Origin of the sequence: Pantoea cypripedii (assembly GCF_002095535.1) — a bacterium.
Lineage (GTDB): Bacteria > Pseudomonadota > Gammaproteobacteria > Enterobacterales > Enterobacteriaceae > Pantoea > Pantoea cypripedii.
In genome coordinates this window covers 1,042,926-1,059,413 of sequence record NZ_MLJI01000001.1, presented here as the reverse complement: position 1 = coordinate 1,059,413, position 16,488 = coordinate 1,042,926, and the positions used below count along the sequence as shown (strand labels likewise).

Genomic DNA, 16,488 nt, shown 5'->3' with positions numbered 1-16,488 from the left:
TACCTCAAAAAATCACGTGCTCGGTCAACTTCAGACACCACACATATGAAATGCGCCGTATCCAACTAGCGGGAGGGCATCTGCTGACAGAACCTGTTCCCTGTTGTCAGAAGCTCCCGAAGACATTCCGGAAAAATAGACGCCGCATTATAGCGGCATCACCGGGGCGAGTCGAGGCTGCAAAGTCACCACTTTTAAACGGTTTTGCTGCTTTTTTGCGCCGCAGATCGCGTTTAGGAGTAAATAAGGAAGAGAAAACGGCCCGCAGGCCGTTTTATATAGATTAAGTCAGAAAAATCAGGCGAGCGTACCAGCACCACGACAATTAGGGGAAGCCAGCACCGTGTCCTGTAAGCCATCCCACTCTTTTTGTGTATAAGTATGCAGTGCCAGCGCATGTACGCCTCCTGCAAACTCCGCCGTTAGCTCACTGTAAATGGAGCGATGGCGGGCTAAAAAACGCTGGCCGGTAAAGCAATCACTGACGATTACCACCTTAAAGTGACTTTCAGAACCAGCAGGCACGTTATGACGGTAGCTTTCATCATGCACTTCGAGGTGTGCAGGGTCGAATGCCTTACGCAGCTTTTCTTCTATTTCTTCGCGAATCATTGTTAACACTCCTCTACGGCGAGCGCTGTGCCTCATCTGTTTAAATATTAGTAGGTTTTTAACCATTTCCGCAGGGAAGCTGGAAAAAATAATGTGCGCCGCGCATCTTAACCTGCCTGCCACGCAGGTCAACGGGGGTTTATCTCAGTCAATCTGAAAAAAGCCTTTACAATCAATTTCCACTGGCCCAGGGCTTTTTTCGCTGTCATGCAATGCTATGATGACCGCAGTTTTGCAAACCAACCTATATACCCGCTAACGAGAATGAGTATGTTGAAAAAACTGTTATTCCCTCTGCTGGCTGCATTTATTTTGGCCGGCTGCGCCAGCAATAATACGACGCTGAATATCGAACCTAAAATTCAGCTGCCACAGCAGGATCCGAGCCTGATGGGCGTGACCGTCAGCATCAATGGTGCCGATCAACGTAGCGATCAGGCCCTGGCAAAAGTAAACCGCGACGGTCAGCTGGTCACCCTCACCCCCTCCCGTGACCTGCGTTTCCTGCTACAGGAAGTGCTGGAGAAACAGATGACCGCACGTGGCTATATGGTTGGCCCGAATGGCGCGGTTGATCTGCAAATCGTGGTCAATGGTCTGTATGCCGATGTGACACAGGGCAACGTGCGCTACAGCATTACCACTAAAGCGGACATTTCTATTATTGCTACCGCGAAAAATGGTAACAAGCAGATTAAAAACTACCGCCAGACCTACAGCGTAGAAGGCGCATTCACTGCGACCAACGACAAGATCACCAACGCGGTTAACTCCACGCTTGGCGACGTGATTGCTGATATGGCGCAGGACACCAGCGTACATAACTTCATCAAACAGAACGCCCGTTAATCTCGCCGTTCTTCGCCCGGCCTCCTCTGGCCGGGCTTCACTTCAGGTTGGCTATGACTTCTCACTATCTGCGCATTTTTACCCAACGTAACGCCGCAGTGTTGTTGCTGCTTGGCTTCGCTTCCGGACTGCCACTGGCGTTAACCGCAGGGACATTGCAGGCATGGATGACCGTTGAGAACGTTGATCTGAAAACCATTGGTTTTTTCTCCCTTGTCGGCCAGGCCTATGTGTTCAAGTTCCTGTGGTCACCGATGATGGACCGTTACACCCCGCCTTTTCTTGGCCGTCGCCGTGGCTGGCTGCTGGTGACGCAACTGGCGCTCATCGCTGGCATCATCGCGATGGGTTATATGCAGCCCTCACGCGATTTAACGCTGCTGGCGGCCCTTGCGGTGCTGGTCGCCTTCTGCTCCGCCTCACAGGATATTGTGTTTGATGCGTGGAAAACTGACGTATTGCCACCCGAAGAGCGTGGTAGCGGCGCGGCGATTACCGTATTAGGTTATCGTCTGGCGATGCTGATTTCCGGCGGTCTCGCGCTGTGGCTGGCCGACCGTTATCTGGGCTGGCAGGCCACTTACTGGCTGATGGCTGGGTTGATGGTGCCAGGCCTTATCGCCACGTTACTGGCAAAAGAGCCAGCGGCCCCGGCCAACGAACCGCACAGCCTGCGCCAGGCGGTTTCGCTGCCGCTAAAAGACTTCTTCCTGCGCAACAATGCCTGGTTGCTCATCACGCTGATCATCCTTTATAAGCTGGGCGATGCATTCGCAGCCTCACTCACCACCACGTTCCTGATTCGAGGCGTCGGTTTCAATGCAGGCGATGTCGGGCTGGTCAATAAAACCCTTGGCTTACTGGCTACTATCGTGGGTGCGCTGTATGGCGGCGTATTGATGCAACGCCTGAGCCTGTTCCGCGCGTTGATGATTTTTGGCGTGTTACAGGCCATATCCAACTTTGCTTACTGGTTGCTGGCGGTCACCCCACCACACTTGTGGAGCATGGCCAGCGCGGTATTTATCGAGAACCTGTGCGGTGGGATGGGCACGGCAGCCTTTGTCGCGTTGCTGATGACGCTCTGCAATAAATCCTTTTCCGCCACCCAGTTCGCCCTGCTCTCGGCGCTTTCTGCCGTTGGCCGGGTCTATGTCGGCCCCGCCGCTGGCTGGCTGGTTGAACTCTGGGGCTGGTCAACGTTTTACGCCTTTACGGTCTTCGCGGGCGTGCCGGGCCTGCTGCTGCTCTGGGTATGCCGTAACACACTCCAGGCGATCCAGGAAAGTGGCGAATTTATCACCCGTAGCTATTGCCCGCAGGGGTATCGCTGGACCGTGCGCCTGTTCAGCTTCGGATGTGCTTTGCTGGCTCTGTGGTTGCTGGCGCTGGCGCTCGGTGCCGCAGGAATCTGGCAAAGCGGGGATTTGGTCACGCATCTGTTCGAGGCAGGAATGGCGCTGGCCTTAATCGCCGTGGCATTTGGGGTGACACTGGATTACCTGGCGCTGCGAAAACACCCGCGGATAAAACAGCATCAGTCTTAATCACTATATTGTCGCTGGCGAAATAATTGACGAAAAAATATCTGCGACTAATTTTAGTAGATAGCATTTTTTCGCAACGACAAAAAGAAACATTAAATTAACAATCGCAGAAAATATTAAAAACCGGTGAGCAATTATTTTGTAGCTTTCTTATCTCACAAATGATGCAAAATTGTTAAATAAATGGGTATTAAAAGTACGGTTTATGCTTTCCCTGTTTTTACTGCGGTTACTATCATTTGTTTTTGTTATATTAACGCCAACTGCTTGTCTCTTTTAATAATTTGTCACCCTACGCAACATCTGTGACACCCTTAGCAAAAGGTGTCAACAGGCTCCTGACACATCCTTAAGCTGGTTTACACTGTATAAACCTTCCCGTAAAATGCGCGCACACTTAAACGACAATAGAGCCCTTTGTCATTGAGGTCGTTAAATGAGACTCAGGAAATACAATAAAAGTTTGGGGATTTTGTCATTAATTGCAGGCGCTGTATTACTCAGCGGCTGCGATAGTGCGTTGTTAAATCCCAAAGGACAGATTGCACTGGAGCAACGTTCGTTGATTCTGACAGCTTTCGGCTTGATGTTGATCGTCGTAATCCCCGCAGTCTTTATGGCGGTATTTTTTGCCTGGAAATATCGGGCAACCAATACCAATGCGAAGTATAGCCCCAACTGGTCGCACTCTAACAAAGTGGAAGCTGTGGTCTGGACCATTCCGATCCTGATCATTCTCTTCCTCGGCGTTCTGACCTGGAAATCAACCCACGCGCTGGAGCCAAGCAAACCGCTGGCCTCTGACGTGAAACCGGTTGAAATCGATGTCGTGGCGCTGGACTGGAAATGGCTGTTTATTTACCCGGAACAGGGTATTGCAACCGTTAACCAAATTGCCTTCCCGGCAAACACGCCAGTCAGCTTCAAAATTACTTCCAACTCCGTCATGAACTCCTTCTTTATTCCTACGCTGGGTAGCCAGATCTACGCGATGGCGGGCATGCAGACCAAACTGCACCTGATCGCCAACGAGCCGGGAATTTTCGACGGTATCTCTGCTAACTTCAGTGGTCGCGGTTTCTCTGGTATGAAGTTCAAAGCCATTGCCACCAAAGACGACGCGGAATTCCAGCAGTGGGTCGCCAAAGTTAAAGCGGCACCTGACACGCTGACCACCATGGATGATTTCGAGAAACTGGCTGCGCCAAGCGAAAATCACCCGGTGGAATATTTCTCAACAGCCAATCCAGAACTGTTCAAGCAAGTTATTGATAAGTTCAAGATGAGCCACGGGAAGATGGACATGCCTGCAGGCATGGACATGAGTCACGCCGGAGCCGAGGAATAATACGATGTTCGGAAAATTAACACTGGATGCAGTGCCGTACCATGAGCCGATTATCATGGTCACGGTTGCCGGTATCATCATAGGTGGTCTGGCTGTCATTGCGGCCATCACCTACTTTGGTAAATGGCAATATCTTTGGTCTGAATGGCTGACGTCAATCGACCATAAAAAACTGGGTGTCATGTACATCATCATGGCGTTTGTCATGCTGCTGCGCGGCTTCGCCGATGCGGTGATGATGCGTACCCAACAGGTTATGGCTTCCGCCGGGGAAGCAGGCATACTACCACCACACCACTACGACCAGATCTTCACCGCTCACGGCGTGATCATGATCTTCTTCGTGGCGATGCCTTTCGTGGTCGGTCTGATGAACATCGCGGTACCGCTGCAAATCGGTGCACGTGACGTTGCCTTCCCGTTCCTGAACAACCTGAGCTTCTGGTTCACTGCGATCGGTGTGATCCTGGTTAACCTGTCGCTGGGTGTGGGCGAGTTCGCGCAGACTGGCTGGCTGGCCTATCCGCCGCTTTCGGGTGCGGAGTACAGTCCAGGCGTCGGGGTCGATTACTGGATCTGGAGTCTCCAGCTATCCGGTATCGGGACCACGCTGACCGGTATCAACTTCTTCGTGACCATTCTGAAGATGCGTGCACCGGGCATGGACCTGTTCAAAATGCCGGTATTCACCTGGGCTTCTCTGTGTACTAACGTCCTGATCATCGCTGCGTTCCCGGTTCTGACCGTTACGCTGGCACTGTTGACCCTCGATCGTTACCTCGGCTTCCATTTCTTCACCAATGAAATGGGCGGTAACATGATGATGTACGTCAACCTGATTTGGGTCTGGGGTCACCCGGAAGTCTACATCCTTGTTCTGCCGGTATTTGGTGTCTTCGCTGAAGTCACTGCGACCTTCTCGAAAAAGCGTCTGTTTGGTTACACCTCTCTGGTGTGGGCGACCATCGCGATTACCGTACTGTCGTTCATCGTTTGGCTGCACCACTTCTTCACCATGGGTGCGGGTGCGAACGTTAACGCCTTCTTCGGTATCATGACGATGATCATCGCGATTCCGACCGGCGTGAAAATCTTTAACTGGCTGTTCACCATGTATCAGGGCCGTGTCGAGTTCCACTCAGCAATGCTGTGGACTATCGGCTTCCTGGTCACCTTCTCTATCGGTGGTATGACAGGTGTTCTGCTGGCGGTACCGGGTGCGGACTTCGTCCTGCACAACAGCCTGTTCCTGATTGCGCACTTCCACAACGTCATCATCGGTGGTGTGGTGTTCGGTTGTATGGCTGGCGTGACCTACTGGTTCCCGAAAGCCTTCGGCTTCACCCTGAACGAGACCTGGGGCAAACGCGCCTTCTGGTTCTGGATCATCGGCTTCTTCGTGGCGTTTATGCCGCTGTACGCGCTGGGCTTCATGGGTATGACCCGTCGTATCAGCCAGGACATCGATCCGCAGTTCCACTCACTGCTGGTGGTTGCTGCTGGTGGTGCCGCGCTGATTGCCTGTGGCATCCTGTGCCAGCTGATCATGTTCTACGTTTCTGTGCGTGACCGCGACCAGAACCGTGATCTGACCGGTGACCCGTGGGGTGGTCGTACGCTGGAGTGGGCAACCTCTTCACCGCCGCCGTTCTACAACTTTGCTGTAATCCCGCACGTTCACGAGCGCGATGCTTTCTGGGAAATGAAAGAGAAAGGCGAAGCGTATCAGCAGCCGGCTAAATATGAAGAAATTCATATGCCGAAAAACAGTGGTGCTGCCATTGTTATCGCTGCCTTCGGTACGATTTTCGGTTTCGCGGCTATCTGGCACATCTGGTGGCTGGTGGTTGTTGCCTTCCTGGGCATGATCATCTCCTGGATCGTGAAGAGTTTCGATGAAGACGTGGATTACTACGTACCGGTTGCGGAAATCGAGCAGATCGAGAAGAAGCACTTTGACGAAATCAGCAAAGCAGGTCTGAAATAATGTCAACTCAAACTGTGACGACACACCACCACGACGCCCATGCGGAGCATGGGCATCACGATGCAGGAGCCAATAAAGTCTTTGGTTTCTGGATCTACCTGATGAGTGACTGCATCATCTTCGCAACCCTGTTTGCGACTTATGCAGTCATGGTCAACAACACTGCCGGTGGCCCGGCAGGTAAAGATATCTTCGAACTGCCGTTTGTACTGGTAGAAACCGCGCTGCTGCTGCTGAGCTCCATTACCTACGGTATGGCAGTTATCGCGATGAACAACCAGAACAAGGGCGCGGTCATCAGCTGGCTGGCGTTGACCTTCCTGTTCGGTGCCGGATTTATCGGGATGGAAATCTATGAATTCCATCACCTGATCATGGAAGGCTTCGGTCCAGACCGCAGCGGCTTCCTGTCGGCATTCTTTACCCTGGTTGGTACGCACGGTCTGCACGTCACCTCTGGTCTGATCTGGATGGCCGTTCTGATGTTCCAGATCTCCAAACGTGGCCTGTCGGCGACTAACCGCACTCGTATCATGTGTCTGAGCCTGTTCTGGCACTTCCTCGATGTGGTGTGGATCTGCGTATTCACCATTGTTTATCTGATGGGGGCCATGTAATGAGTCATTCTGTAACTGACCATGGTGCATCTCACGGTAGCGTGAAGTCCTACATGATTGGCTTCATCCTGTCGATCATCCTGACGGCAATCCCGTTCTGGATGGTGATGGATGGCAGCGCCTCTCACGGCACCATTCTGGGTGTGGTTCTGGTGTGTGCGGTGGTTCAGGTGCTGGTGCATCTGGTTTACTTCCTGCACCTGGACAGCAAATCTGAGGGTGGCTGGAACATGGTAGCCATTGTCTTTGCGGCAGTTATTATCCTGATTGTCGTCGTAGGCTCACTGTGGATTATGTGGAACCTCAACTACAACATGATGGTCCACTAAGAGTCGCTCATGATGATTAAGCAATACCTGCAAGTAACAAAACCAGGAATTATTTTCGGCAATTTAATTTCTGTGATCGGTGGATTCCTGCTGGCCTCTAAGGGCAGCATTGATTACACCCTGTTCCTCATCTCACTGGTTGGTGTATCGCTGGTCGTTGCATCAGGTTGTGTTTTCAACAACGTGATTGACCGCGATATCGATATCAAGATGGAGAGAACGCGGAATCGAGTGCTGGTGAAAGGCCTGATCTCGGCGAAAGTAAGCCTGGTTTATGCAACCGCATTAGGTATTGCTGGCTTTGCGTTGCTTTATTTCGGAGCTAACCCGCTGGCCATGTGGCTGGCGGTGCTGGGCTTCGTGGTATACGTCGGCATTTACAGCCTCTACATGAAGCGTAATTCAGTCTACGGTACGCTGATTGGTAGCCTTTCCGGCGCAATGCCGCCGGTGATTGGCTACTGCGCGGTGACCAACGAGTTTGATGCTGGCGCGCTGATTCTGCTGGCGATCTTTAGCCTGTGGCAGATGCCGCATTCCTATGCGATTGCTATCTTCCGCTTTAAAGATTACCAGGCAGCGAACATTCCGGTTCTGCCGGTAGTGAAAGGCATTTCAGTGGCGAAGAATCATATTACGCTGTATATCCTGGCGTTTATGATTGCCACCCTGATGCTTTCGCTGGGCGGTTACGCTGGCTACAAATATCTGGTGGTTGCTGCGGCAGTGAGTGTCTGGTGGCTCGGGATGGCACTTTCAGGTTACAAAACCTCAAACGACAAAGTTTGGGCACGTAAACTGTTTGTGTTCTCGATTGTTGCTGTCACTGCATTGAGCGTGATGATGTCGGTGGACTTTATGACCCCGGCGTCAAAAGACCTGCTGACTTACGTCTGGTAATTCAGCTCCGCAAGACCATGAAAGGGCGCGAATTTCGCGCCCTTTCTTTTTGTTACCACTGCTTAAGAACAATTGTTTTACCCACCCTGCCCTGCTCCCTAGAATAAGTGCAGCAAATTATTAGAGGTTGGAATGAACGATAACAAAATGACCCCAACAGAGCGGCGCGCGACCTGGGGCTTAGGTACGGTTTTTTCCCTGCGCATGCTGGGAATGTTTATGGTGCTGCCGGTGCTCACCACTTATGGCATGGCATTGCAGGGTGCCAGTGAAACGTTGATTGGTCTGGCGATTGGTATTTATGGCCTGGCGCAGGCGGTTTTCCAGATCCCCTTTGGTTTACTCTCCGACCGTATCGGCCGTAAACCGCTGATTGTCGGCGGCCTGTTGATGTTTGTGCTGGGCAGCGTGATTGCCGCTACCACCACCTCCATCTGGGGGGTGATTTTAGGCCGCGCCTTACAGGGTTCTGGTGCGATTGCCGCTGCGGTGATGGCGCTGCTGTCTGACCTCACCCGCGAACAGAACCGCACCAAAGCGATGGCCTTTATCGGCATCAGCTTCGGCATCACCTTTGCCATCGCTATGGTGATTGGCCCGATTGTGACCCATGCGCTCGGTCTGCACGCACTGTTCTGGATGATTGCCATTCTTGCCAGCCTTGGCATTGTCATTACTTTGCTGGTGGTACCCAATGCGCCACATCACGTGCTGAACCGTGAATCCGGGATGGTGAAAGGCAGCATTCGCGCGGTATTGACCAATACCAGGCTGGTAAAACTCAACATCGGCATTCTGTGTCTGCATATCCTACTGATGTCGAGCTTTGTGGCCTTGCCGGGTCAGTTTGAGCAGGCTGGCTTGCCCGCCTCTGAGCACTGGAAAGTTTATCTGGTGACCATGCTGATCTCCTTCGTCAGCGTGATACCGTTCATCATTTATGCCGAAGCGAAACGCCGCATGAAGCGCGTCTTCGTCAGTTGCGTCGCCTTAATTGTCATCGCTGAAATCGTGCTATGGGGTGCAGGTAATCACTTCTGGACACTGGTGATTGGCGTGCAGTTGTTCTTCCTCGCCTTTAACCTGATGGAAGCGATTCTGCCGTCACTGATCAGTAAAGAATCCCCGCCGGGTTACAAAGGTACCGCAATGGGCATCTACTCCACCAGCCAGTTCCTTGGGGTGGCGATTGGCGGCAGCATGGGCGGTTGGGTGTTTGGTCATTTTGACGCGCAAACGGTGTTTCTGGTCGGCGCGGTGGTCGCAGCCATCTGGTTGTTCGTCAGTATGTCAATGCAGGAACCGCCCTACGTCAGCAGCCTGCGTCTGGTATTGAGCGATGCGGTACTGGCGGTGCCAAACCTGGAAAAACGCCTGAAAGCACAACCGGGCGTCGCCTCGGTGTTTATCGTGCCGGAAGAGAAAAGTGCTTATATCAAGATAGACAGCAAGGTGACGAGCCGCGTCGAACTGGAAGCGCTGCTCGCCAGCAGTTAAAACTAAGCCCGACCTTTGCGTCGGGCTTGTTGTTTACAGCGACATATCCACCACGATACGCCCTTCGATTTTACCCGCATGCATACGCGCAAAGATGTCGTTGATGTTGACCAGCGGCTCCACGGCGACATTGGCTTTCACCTTGTGGCGACCCGCAAAATCGAGCGCTTCCTGCAAATCTTTACGGGTACCCACGATCGAACCGCGCACCGTAATGCCGTCCAGCACCATATCAAAGATCGACAGATCAAACTTGCCCGGTGGCAGACCGTTCAGCACCATGGTTCCGCCGCGACGCATAGTTCCCAGCGCCTGTTCAAAGGCTTTAGGCGACACCGCCGTCACCAGCACCCCATGCGCACCGCCAAAGCTTTCATGGAACACTTTGGCCGGATCGACATTTTTCGCATTAGCGACCACGCTGGCACCGAGGCGTTTCGCAAACGCCAGCTTCTCGTCGTCAATATCGACAGCGGCAACATTCAGCCCCATGGCTACCGCGTACTGAACCGCCATATGCCCCAGCCCGCCAATGCCGGAAATCACCACCCAGTCACCCGGCTTGGTATCGGTGATTTTCAGCCCTTTGTACACCGTCACACCGGCACATAAAATCGGTGCGATTTCATTGAATTCGATGTTATCAGGCAGGATACCCACGTAGTTTGCATCCGCGAGGCAATATTCAGCAAAGCTGCCATTAACCGAGTAGCCCGCGTTTTGCTGCGACAGGCACAGGGTTTCCCAGCTATCAAGACAGTATTCGCAATGGCCGCAAGCTGAGTAAAGCCAGGGCACACCGACACGATCGCCCATTTTCAGATGTTTCACACCCTCACCTAACGCCACGATTTGACCAACGCCTTCATGGCCAGGAATAAACGGCGGATTCGGTTTGATGGGCCAGTCACCTTCGGCAGCGTGCAGGTCGGTATGGCAAACCCCGGTGGCGGCGATTTTAACCAGCACCTGGCCCGGTCCAACGGACGGTACCGGGACGTCTTCAATCACCAATGGCTCACCGAATGATTTCACAACTGCCGCTTTCATCGTGCTTTTGATCTTCATAGTCATCAATTCACTCTCCAAAAGGGTCTGATATGGGCCTAAAAGAGGCCCAGTGGTGCGATGTCATAGCTAACAAGCAGGTTTTTGGTTTGCTGATAGGCGTTGAGCGCCATCTTATGGGTTTCGCGTCCCACCCCGGATTGCTTGTAACCGCCAAAAGCAGCGTGCGCCGGGTAGATGTGGTAACAGTTAGTCCAGACGCGACCGGCTTTAATACTACGCCCCATGCGATAAGCCAGATTAGTGTTTCGTGTCCAGACACCTGCCCCGAGGCCAAATTGCGTCTGGTTAGCAATTTCCAGTGCTTCCGCTTCATCTTTAAAGGTGGTGACACCGATCACCGGCCCAAAAATCTCCTCCTGGAAGCAACGCATCTGGTTGTCACCTTTGATCAACGTCGGCTGGATGTAGAAGCCGTTATCAAGTGCAGGCGTAATGCTGGCGCGTTCACCCCCGGTCAGGATCTGGCCGCCTTCCTGACGCGCTATATCAATATAGGAGAGAATTTTATCGAACTGCTGACGGGAAGCCTGGGCACCGATCATAGTTTCGGTATCCAGCGGATCGCCGCGGCGAATGGTGGCGATCTTCGCCATCACGCGTTCCATAAAAGGGGCATAAATCGATTCATGGATCAGGGCGCGTGACGGGCAGGTACAGACTTCGCCCTGGTTGAAGAAACCCAGCACCAGTCCTTCCACTGCTTTCTCAATAAACTCCGGTTCACCGTCCATCACATCGGCAAAATAGATGTTGGGTGACTTACCCCCCAGCTCCACGGTGCAGGGAATAATGTTCTCCGCTGCACAGGCCATGATATGACGGCCCACCGGGGTCGAGCCGGTAAAGGCGATTTTGGCGATGCGTTTACTGGTCGCCAGCGCTTCACCGGCTTCGCGGCCAAACCCCTGTACCACGTTAAGCACGCCCGCCGGGAACAAATCGCCAATTAACTCCAGCAGCAGCGTAATACCCAGCGGGGTCTGCTCAGCCGGTTTCAACACCACGCAGTTACCCGCCGCCAGCGCCGGAGCCAGTTTCCACGCTGCCATCAGCAGTGGGAAATTCCACGGGATAATTTGCCCGACCACGCCCAATGGCTCGTGGAAATGATAGGCAACGGTATGTTCATCAATCTCTGCCGTGCTGCCTTCCTGCGCCCGCAGACAACCTGCGAAGTAACGGAAGTGGTCAGCGGCCAGCGGCAGATCCGCATTCAGGGTTTCACGGATGGGCTTACCGTTATCCCAACTTTCGGCAACGGCCAGCATTTCCAGATTGGCTTCAATCCGGTCGGCCACCTTTAACAGCAGGTTAGCACGGTGCTGGGCACTGGTTTTTCCCCAGGCGTCGGCGGCCTGATGAGCAGCATCCAGTGCTAAGTCGATATCACGCGCGTCCGAACGGGGGAACTGCGCAATATCGCTGCCATCAACTGGCGAGGTGTTGGTGAAGTACTGGCCGCTAAGCGGCTCTGTGAATTTGCCCGCAATGTAATTGCCGTAAGTCGCTTTAAAAGAAACCAAAGCGCCGGGCGTGCCGGGATGTGCATAACGCATCGCAAACTCCTTAATGTAGGGTCAGATGTTCTGGAGCTGGCAGCGGCAACCTGAGGGTCACAGGTTGAACAGCCCGCTGCCGGATAGGTTATTGCAGCAGGCGTGCCAGTTTTTTTTAGTTGGCGATAATCTAAAAAATGATATTGTTAATCAGTCGGTTATAAATGGATTACCCCTGACGAGCGCAGGGGATAGTGCGGTAAAAATCGCCATCTGTGTTGCGTATCGCAACACCACAAAAACCAAATAGCTACAATGTCGCAACACTTTGCTAAGGCATGAGGTTACCAATGCAGGGAAATTCATCCGTCGCGATTGCACCAGCCGTAGATTCCACTCCGCTTCTGAGCGATTCCTGGTTCCGCAGCCAGCTTTACGGTCTTGATCGCACCGCTGATGATTTTCCCCGTGTACGCCAGGGCGAACTGGCAGACCTGCTGGCGAGTAATCTTGGGTTACAGCAGTTTGCCCAGCCGGTGATCAAACAGCTGGCGCAAAAGATGGCAGAACTGCAATCGGTGGTGATTCTCTCCGATGCCAGTGGCATGGTGCTGCATACCTTTGGCGATATGCAGTCGATGGAAAAAGCGCAACGTTATGCGCTGGCGCCCGGCAATTTATGGAGCGAATGCGGACGCGGCACCAATGCCATCGGTACCGCGCTGGCGATTGACGACGGCTGCGAAATCGATGGTCATCAGCACTTCCTGACGCGCAATCAGGGGCTATACTGCGCCGCCATGCCGCTGCAGATGCCCAATGGTCAGATTGCGGGCGTGCTGGATATCTCCGGCCCGGCCCACTTCCCTCATCCGCAAACCTTCGGTTGGGTAAAAGCTGCCGCGAAACAAATTGAGTATCTGTGGGTGAAACAGAGCCTGCACCCGCAGCAATGGCTGATGAGCCTGCATCGCGAACCGCAGGGCATTGATACCTGCGACGAACTGCTGCTAGTGTTTTCCGATAACGTGCTGATGGCAGCTAATCGCCTGGCGATGCGGGAACTGGCACTCAGTGCGGAGCAGCTCGGTTGTCTGACTTTCCAGCAACTGTTCCCGCAGCAGGAGCAGGCTGCCAACACCATCCCACTGCCACTGCATTATGGCGCTCAAGCCTGGTATTTCCGTCTGCGTGCGCCGCATCGCACCCATTTTGCTACCCCGGCCGATCCGCACAGCGACCTGCCCTTCTCGTTACGTCGTGACGGCGAAAAAATGGTGCGTCTGCTCAATGCCGGAGTTTCATTGTGTATTCACGGTGAAACCGGCAGCGGCAAAGAGTATGTCAGCCGGGCGTTGCATCAGCAGAGTCGCTGGCGCGAGGGCAAATTTGTCGCCATCAACTGTGCCGCCATCCCTGAATCGCTGATTGAGTCCGAATTGTTTGGCTATCAGCCGGGTGCCTTCACCGGTGCGGGTAAAAATGGCTACATCGGTAAGATCCGTGAAGCCGATGGGGGCGTGCTGTTCCTCGATGAAATTGGCGATATGCCGCTGGCACTGCAAACCCGTCTGTTGCGGGTGTTGCAGGAAAAAGAAGTGGCACCGCTGGGGTCCAGCCGCAGCTGGCCGGTGAACTTTGCAGTGATTTGCGCCACCCACCGTGATTTGGCGCAACGCGTTGCTGAAGGTGAATTCCGGGAAGATTTACTTTATCGCCTGCAGGAATTCTCCATGACCATCCCGCCGTTGCGTGAATGGCCGGATCTCACCGGGTTCATTCACCGCCTGTGGCTTGAGCTGGGGGGTGGAGAACGCGACATCCAGTTGGCACCCGCGTTGCTGGCTTCCCTGGCACAACTTCCCTGGCCGGGCAATGTGCGTCAGTTACGCAGCCTGCTGCGCGTGTTACTGGCGCTGGCGGATGAAGGGGAAGAAGTCAGTGAAGTGCATTTGCCCGCCGAATACCGCAGGGCGGCCCCGGTGGCTGAGGACAGGCAAAGTCATGATGAGCGGTTGATCGCCGCAACGCTGCAACGCTTTAACGGCAATATCAGCAAAACCGCCGAGGCGTTAGGTGTCGCGCGCAGCACGCTGTATCGTCGTGCTGCACGCGACAAACGCGATTAATCGCGGAAGTTTTTGAACTGGAAAGGCTGGCCGAGGTTGCCGCCGCGCACCAGTGCCATCGCGCCTTGCAGATCATCACGCGACTTACCGGTCACGCGCAGTTCATCACCCTGAATCTGGGTCTGCACTTTGAGTTTGCTGTCTTTAATCAGCTTAACCAGTTTCTTCGCCACGTCGCTTTCGATGCCTTTTTTCAGTTTGGCTTCGACGCTCCAGCTTTTGCCGCTGTGCTCGATCTCTTCCGGGACGTCAATCGCTGCCCCTTCAATCCCGCGCTTCAGCAGTTTTTCTCTTAAAATATCCACCAGCTGTTTGACCTGAAAATCAGACTCCGTGGTGATTTTGATGGTCTCATTCTTTTCGTTCAGCTCAATGCTGGCGCTGACGTTACGGAAATCAAAACGGGTAGACAGTTCACGGCTGGCATTTTCCACCGCATTACGGACTTCCTGCAGTTCGACTTCGGAAACGATATCGAAAGATGGCATCTTGTCTTCTCCTGACGCTAAAGTGACATGCATAATACGCGTCTTGTCACGCGAATAAAACACGCTCCGCCGAAAGCTATAATTGATGGTGAGTGTAAAAACAATAACCCGCCAGCGGGAGGCAATATGAAAATTACCGTGTTGGGTTGCGGCGCCCTGGGTCAGATTTGGCTCGCCGCACTCGCACGCCAGGGACATGATGTTCAGGGCTGGTTGCGGGTGCCGCAACCTTACTGTTCGGTCAATGTGATCGATCCCGAAGGACAGGTCAGTAACCACACTTTTATCGCCAATGACCCGCTGTTTCTGGCGGAGAGCCAGTTATTGCTGGTGACGTTGAAGGCACCCCAGGTCTCACCGGCGGTGAAAAACCTGCAAAGCGTGCTGCCCGCCCATGCGCCGATTCTGCTGCTGCACAACGGCATGGGCACGCTGGATGAGCTGAAAGATATCCAGCAGCCGCTGCTGCGCGGCATTACCACCCATGCGGCGATGCGCGATGGCACGGTGATCAAACATGTGGCGCAGGGCATTACCCATATCGGCCCGACCAGCCGCGAGAGTGAGGCGCTCAGCGATATTGCCGATATCCTCCATCAGGCGCTGCCGGATGTCGCCTGGCATAACCACATCGCTGCGGCCTGCTGGCGCAAGCTGGCGGTAAATTGCGTAATCAATCCCATGACAGTGGAACACGATTGCCAGAACGGCGCGCTACGCGCTTATCCTGAACAGATTGCAACATTGTGCGAAGAAATCGCCTGGGTGATGGAGCGTGAAGGCCATCATATTGCCGTCGATAATCTGCGCGACATCATCTATGACGTGATCGACACCACCGCTGCCAACGTTTCATCGATGCTACAGGATGTGCGCGCACAACGTCAGACCGAAATTGATTACATCACCGGCTACCTGCTGCGCCGCGCGCGGGCACAGGGCATCGCAGTGCCGGAGAACACCCGTATGTATGACCTGATTAAACGCAAGGAGTCCCAATATGAGCACGAACGCATCGGTTCTGGTTTGCCTGGCACATGGCAGTGAAGAGACCGAAGCGGTCACCACCATCGATTTGCTGGTGCGTGGCGGTTTGCAGGTCACCACCGCCAGTGTCGAAAGCGATGGCAGCCGGGAAATCGTCTGCTCGCGTGGCGTACGCCTGCTGGCCGACGCGCCGTTAGTGGAAGTGGCGGATAATGATTTTGCCGCCATCGTCCTGCCGGGCGGTTTAAAAGGGGCAGAAACCTTTCGCGACAGTCCATTGCTGGTGGAAACCGTGCGCCAGTTTCATGTTTCCGGGCGGATTGTCGCAGCGATTTGCGCCGCGCCCGGTACGGTGCTGATACCGCATGATCTGTTTCCGGTGGGTAATATGACCGGCTTTCCCGGTCTGAAAGAGACCATCCCGGAAGGGAAATGGATGGAACGTCGGGTGGTGTGGGATCCGCGTGTCAATCTGCTGACCAGCCAGGGACCGGGTACATCGATTGATTTTGCGCTGAAGCTGATTGATTTGCTGGTAGATAAGGATAAAGCGCGCGAAGTGGCGTCACAGCTGGTGCTGGCGGCCGGGATTTATGATTATCAGGAATCGTAGCGGTGCAATTTATTGCGC

The 16,488-nt window shown here is 53.8% G+C and carries 15 protein-coding genes; 11 read left to right on the top strand and 4 right to left on the bottom strand.

From position 1 onward, the window contains the following. Nucleotides 1–297: 297 nt before the first annotated feature. Complete coding sequence (gene bolA / locus HA50_RS04745; RefSeq protein WP_084873155.1) at nucleotides 298–612, bottom strand: transcriptional regulator BolA; 315 nt, start codon at nucleotides 610–612, stop codon at nucleotides 298–300. Between the two features lie 270 nt (nucleotides 613–882). Here bolA and HA50_RS04740 point away from each other — a divergent pair, with 270 nt between their 5' ends. The 8 genes from HA50_RS04740 to HA50_RS04705 all read left to right on the top strand — a co-directional run bounded on the left by HA50_RS04740 (nucleotide 883) and on the right by HA50_RS04705 (nucleotide 9,686). Then, a complete protein-coding gene (locus tag HA50_RS04740; protein ID WP_084873154.1) occupies nucleotides 883–1,461 on the top strand; it encodes a lipoprotein in 579 nt (192 codons plus the stop codon). A gap of 53 nt (nucleotides 1,462–1,514) precedes the next feature. After that, nucleotides 1,515–3,008: a muropeptide MFS transporter AmpG gene (ampG, locus tag HA50_RS04735; RefSeq protein WP_084873152.1), complete on the top strand. Its 1,494-nt coding sequence runs from the start codon at nucleotides 1,515–1,517 to the stop codon at nucleotides 3,006–3,008. A 436-nt stretch (nucleotides 3,009–3,444) separates the two neighbouring features. Beyond that, nucleotides 3,445–4,356 carry a cytochrome o ubiquinol oxidase subunit II gene (gene cyoA / locus HA50_RS04730; RefSeq protein ID WP_084873150.1) on the top strand — a complete coding sequence of 304 codons (912 nt, stop codon included), beginning with the start codon at nucleotides 3,445–3,447 and terminating at the stop codon, nucleotides 4,354–4,356. 4 nt (nucleotides 4,357–4,360) lie between these two features. Further along, on the top strand, nucleotides 4,361–6,343 hold the full coding sequence (gene cyoB, locus HA50_RS04725; RefSeq protein WP_084873148.1) for a cytochrome o ubiquinol oxidase subunit I: 1,983 nt from the start codon (nucleotides 4,361–4,363) through the stop codon (nucleotides 6,341–6,343). Further along, complete coding sequence (locus HA50_RS04720; RefSeq protein WP_084873146.1) at nucleotides 6,343–6,960, top strand: cytochrome o ubiquinol oxidase subunit III; 618 nt, start codon at nucleotides 6,343–6,345, stop codon at nucleotides 6,958–6,960. The genes cyoB and HA50_RS04720 overlap by 1 nt, the downstream gene beginning before the upstream one ends. After that, complete coding sequence (locus tag HA50_RS04715; protein ID WP_084873144.1) at nucleotides 6,960–7,289, top strand: cytochrome o ubiquinol oxidase subunit IV; 330 nt, start codon at nucleotides 6,960–6,962, stop codon at nucleotides 7,287–7,289. Before HA50_RS04720 ends, HA50_RS04715 begins: the two co-directional genes overlap by 1 nt. Before the next feature lie 12 nt (nucleotides 7,290–7,301). Next, nucleotides 7,302–8,189 (top strand): heme o synthase, encoded by an 888-nt coding sequence (gene cyoE / locus HA50_RS04710; RefSeq protein ID WP_084878335.1) that lies wholly within the window; start codon nucleotides 7,302–7,304, stop codon nucleotides 8,187–8,189. A 132-nt stretch (nucleotides 8,190–8,321) separates the two neighbouring features. Continuing rightward, nucleotides 8,322–9,686 carry an MFS transporter gene (locus HA50_RS04705; RefSeq protein ID WP_084873142.1) on the top strand — a complete coding sequence of 455 codons (1,365 nt, stop codon included), beginning with the start codon at nucleotides 8,322–8,324 and terminating at the stop codon, nucleotides 9,684–9,686. Nucleotides 9,687–9,719: 33 nt separating this feature from the next. Here the strand turns inward: HA50_RS04705 and adhP are convergent, their stop codons facing one another. Both adhP and exaC read right to left on the bottom strand, forming a co-directional pair. Beyond that, nucleotides 9,720–10,760 carry an alcohol dehydrogenase AdhP gene (gene adhP / locus HA50_RS04700; RefSeq protein WP_084873137.1) on the bottom strand — a complete coding sequence of 347 codons (1,041 nt, stop codon included), beginning with the start codon at nucleotides 10,758–10,760 and terminating at the stop codon, nucleotides 9,720–9,722. A 32-nt stretch (nucleotides 10,761–10,792) separates the two neighbouring features. Further along, on the bottom strand, nucleotides 10,793–12,313 hold the full coding sequence (gene exaC, locus HA50_RS04695; protein ID WP_084873135.1) for an acetaldehyde dehydrogenase ExaC: 1,521 nt from the start codon (nucleotides 12,311–12,313) through the stop codon (nucleotides 10,793–10,795). A 290-nt stretch (nucleotides 12,314–12,603) separates the two neighbouring features. On the opposite strand from exaC, the gene HA50_RS04690 reads away from it, so the two are divergent. Beyond that, nucleotides 12,604–14,382 (top strand): sigma-54-dependent Fis family transcriptional regulator, encoded by a 1,779-nt coding sequence (locus HA50_RS04690; protein ID WP_084873133.1) that lies wholly within the window; start codon nucleotides 12,604–12,606, stop codon nucleotides 14,380–14,382. Here HA50_RS04690 and HA50_RS04685 read toward each other — a convergent pair. Beyond that, the gene (locus HA50_RS04685; protein ID WP_084873131.1) at nucleotides 14,379–14,870 is read right to left on the bottom strand and encodes a YajQ family cyclic di-GMP-binding protein; all 492 of its coding nucleotides are present in this window, start codon (nucleotides 14,868–14,870) and stop codon (nucleotides 14,379–14,381) included. The two genes, HA50_RS04690 and HA50_RS04685, sit on opposite strands and share 4 nt — an antisense overlap. Before the next feature lie 126 nt (nucleotides 14,871–14,996). On the opposite strand from HA50_RS04685, the gene panE reads away from it, so the two are divergent. Both panE and yajL read left to right on the top strand, forming a co-directional pair. Continuing rightward, entirely contained in the window at nucleotides 14,997–15,917 is a 921-nt protein-coding gene (gene panE / locus HA50_RS04680) for a 2-dehydropantoate 2-reductase (RefSeq protein ID WP_084873129.1), read from the top strand. Continuing rightward, nucleotides 15,871–16,470, top strand: a complete 600-nt coding sequence (gene yajL, locus HA50_RS04675) for a protein deglycase YajL (protein ID WP_084873127.1) — start codon at nucleotides 15,871–15,873, stop codon at nucleotides 16,468–16,470. Before panE ends, yajL begins: the two co-directional genes overlap by 47 nt. Nucleotides 16,471–16,488 lie beyond the last annotated feature (18 nt).

Excerpts from the sequence above, each read along its gene's own strand:
- HA50_RS04690 (WP_084873133.1), top strand. The coding sequence starts at position 12,604 with ATGCAGGGAAATTCATCCGTCGCGATTGCACCAGCCGTAGATTCCACT.
- adhP (WP_084873137.1), bottom strand. The coding sequence starts at position 10,760 with ATGACTATGAAGATCAAAAGCACGATGAAAGCGGCAGTTGTGAAATCA.
- cyoA (WP_084873150.1), top strand. The coding sequence starts at position 3,445 with ATGAGACTCAGGAAATACAATAAAAGTTTGGGGATTTTGTCATTAATT.
- bolA (WP_084873155.1), bottom strand. The coding sequence starts at position 612 with ATGATTCGCGAAGAAATAGAAGAAAAGCTGCGTAAGGCATTCGACCCT.
- ampG (WP_084873152.1), top strand. The coding sequence starts at position 1,515 with ATGACTTCTCACTATCTGCGCATTTTTACCCAACGTAACGCCGCAGTG.
- HA50_RS04720 (WP_084873146.1), top strand. The coding sequence starts at position 6,343 with ATGTCAACTCAAACTGTGACGACACACCACCACGACGCCCATGCGGAG.
- exaC (WP_084873135.1), bottom strand. The coding sequence starts at position 12,313 with ATGCGTTATGCACATCCCGGCACGCCCGGCGCTTTGGTTTCTTTTAAA.
- HA50_RS04740 (WP_084873154.1), top strand. The coding sequence starts at position 883 with ATGTTGAAAAAACTGTTATTCCCTCTGCTGGCTGCATTTATTTTGGCC.
- HA50_RS04685 (WP_084873131.1), bottom strand. The coding sequence starts at position 14,870 with ATGCCATCTTTCGATATCGTTTCCGAAGTCGAACTGCAGGAAGTCCGT.
- HA50_RS04715 (WP_084873144.1), top strand. The coding sequence starts at position 6,960 with ATGAGTCATTCTGTAACTGACCATGGTGCATCTCACGGTAGCGTGAAG.
- panE (WP_084873129.1), top strand. The coding sequence starts at position 14,997 with ATGAAAATTACCGTGTTGGGTTGCGGCGCCCTGGGTCAGATTTGGCTC.
- HA50_RS04705 (WP_084873142.1), top strand. The coding sequence starts at position 8,322 with ATGAACGATAACAAAATGACCCCAACAGAGCGGCGCGCGACCTGGGGC.
- cyoB (WP_084873148.1), top strand. The coding sequence starts at position 4,361 with ATGTTCGGAAAATTAACACTGGATGCAGTGCCGTACCATGAGCCGATT.
- cyoE (WP_084878335.1), top strand. The coding sequence starts at position 7,302 with ATGATTAAGCAATACCTGCAAGTAACAAAACCAGGAATTATTTTCGGC.
- yajL (WP_084873127.1), top strand. The coding sequence starts at position 15,871 with ATGAGCACGAACGCATCGGTTCTGGTTTGCCTGGCACATGGCAGTGAA.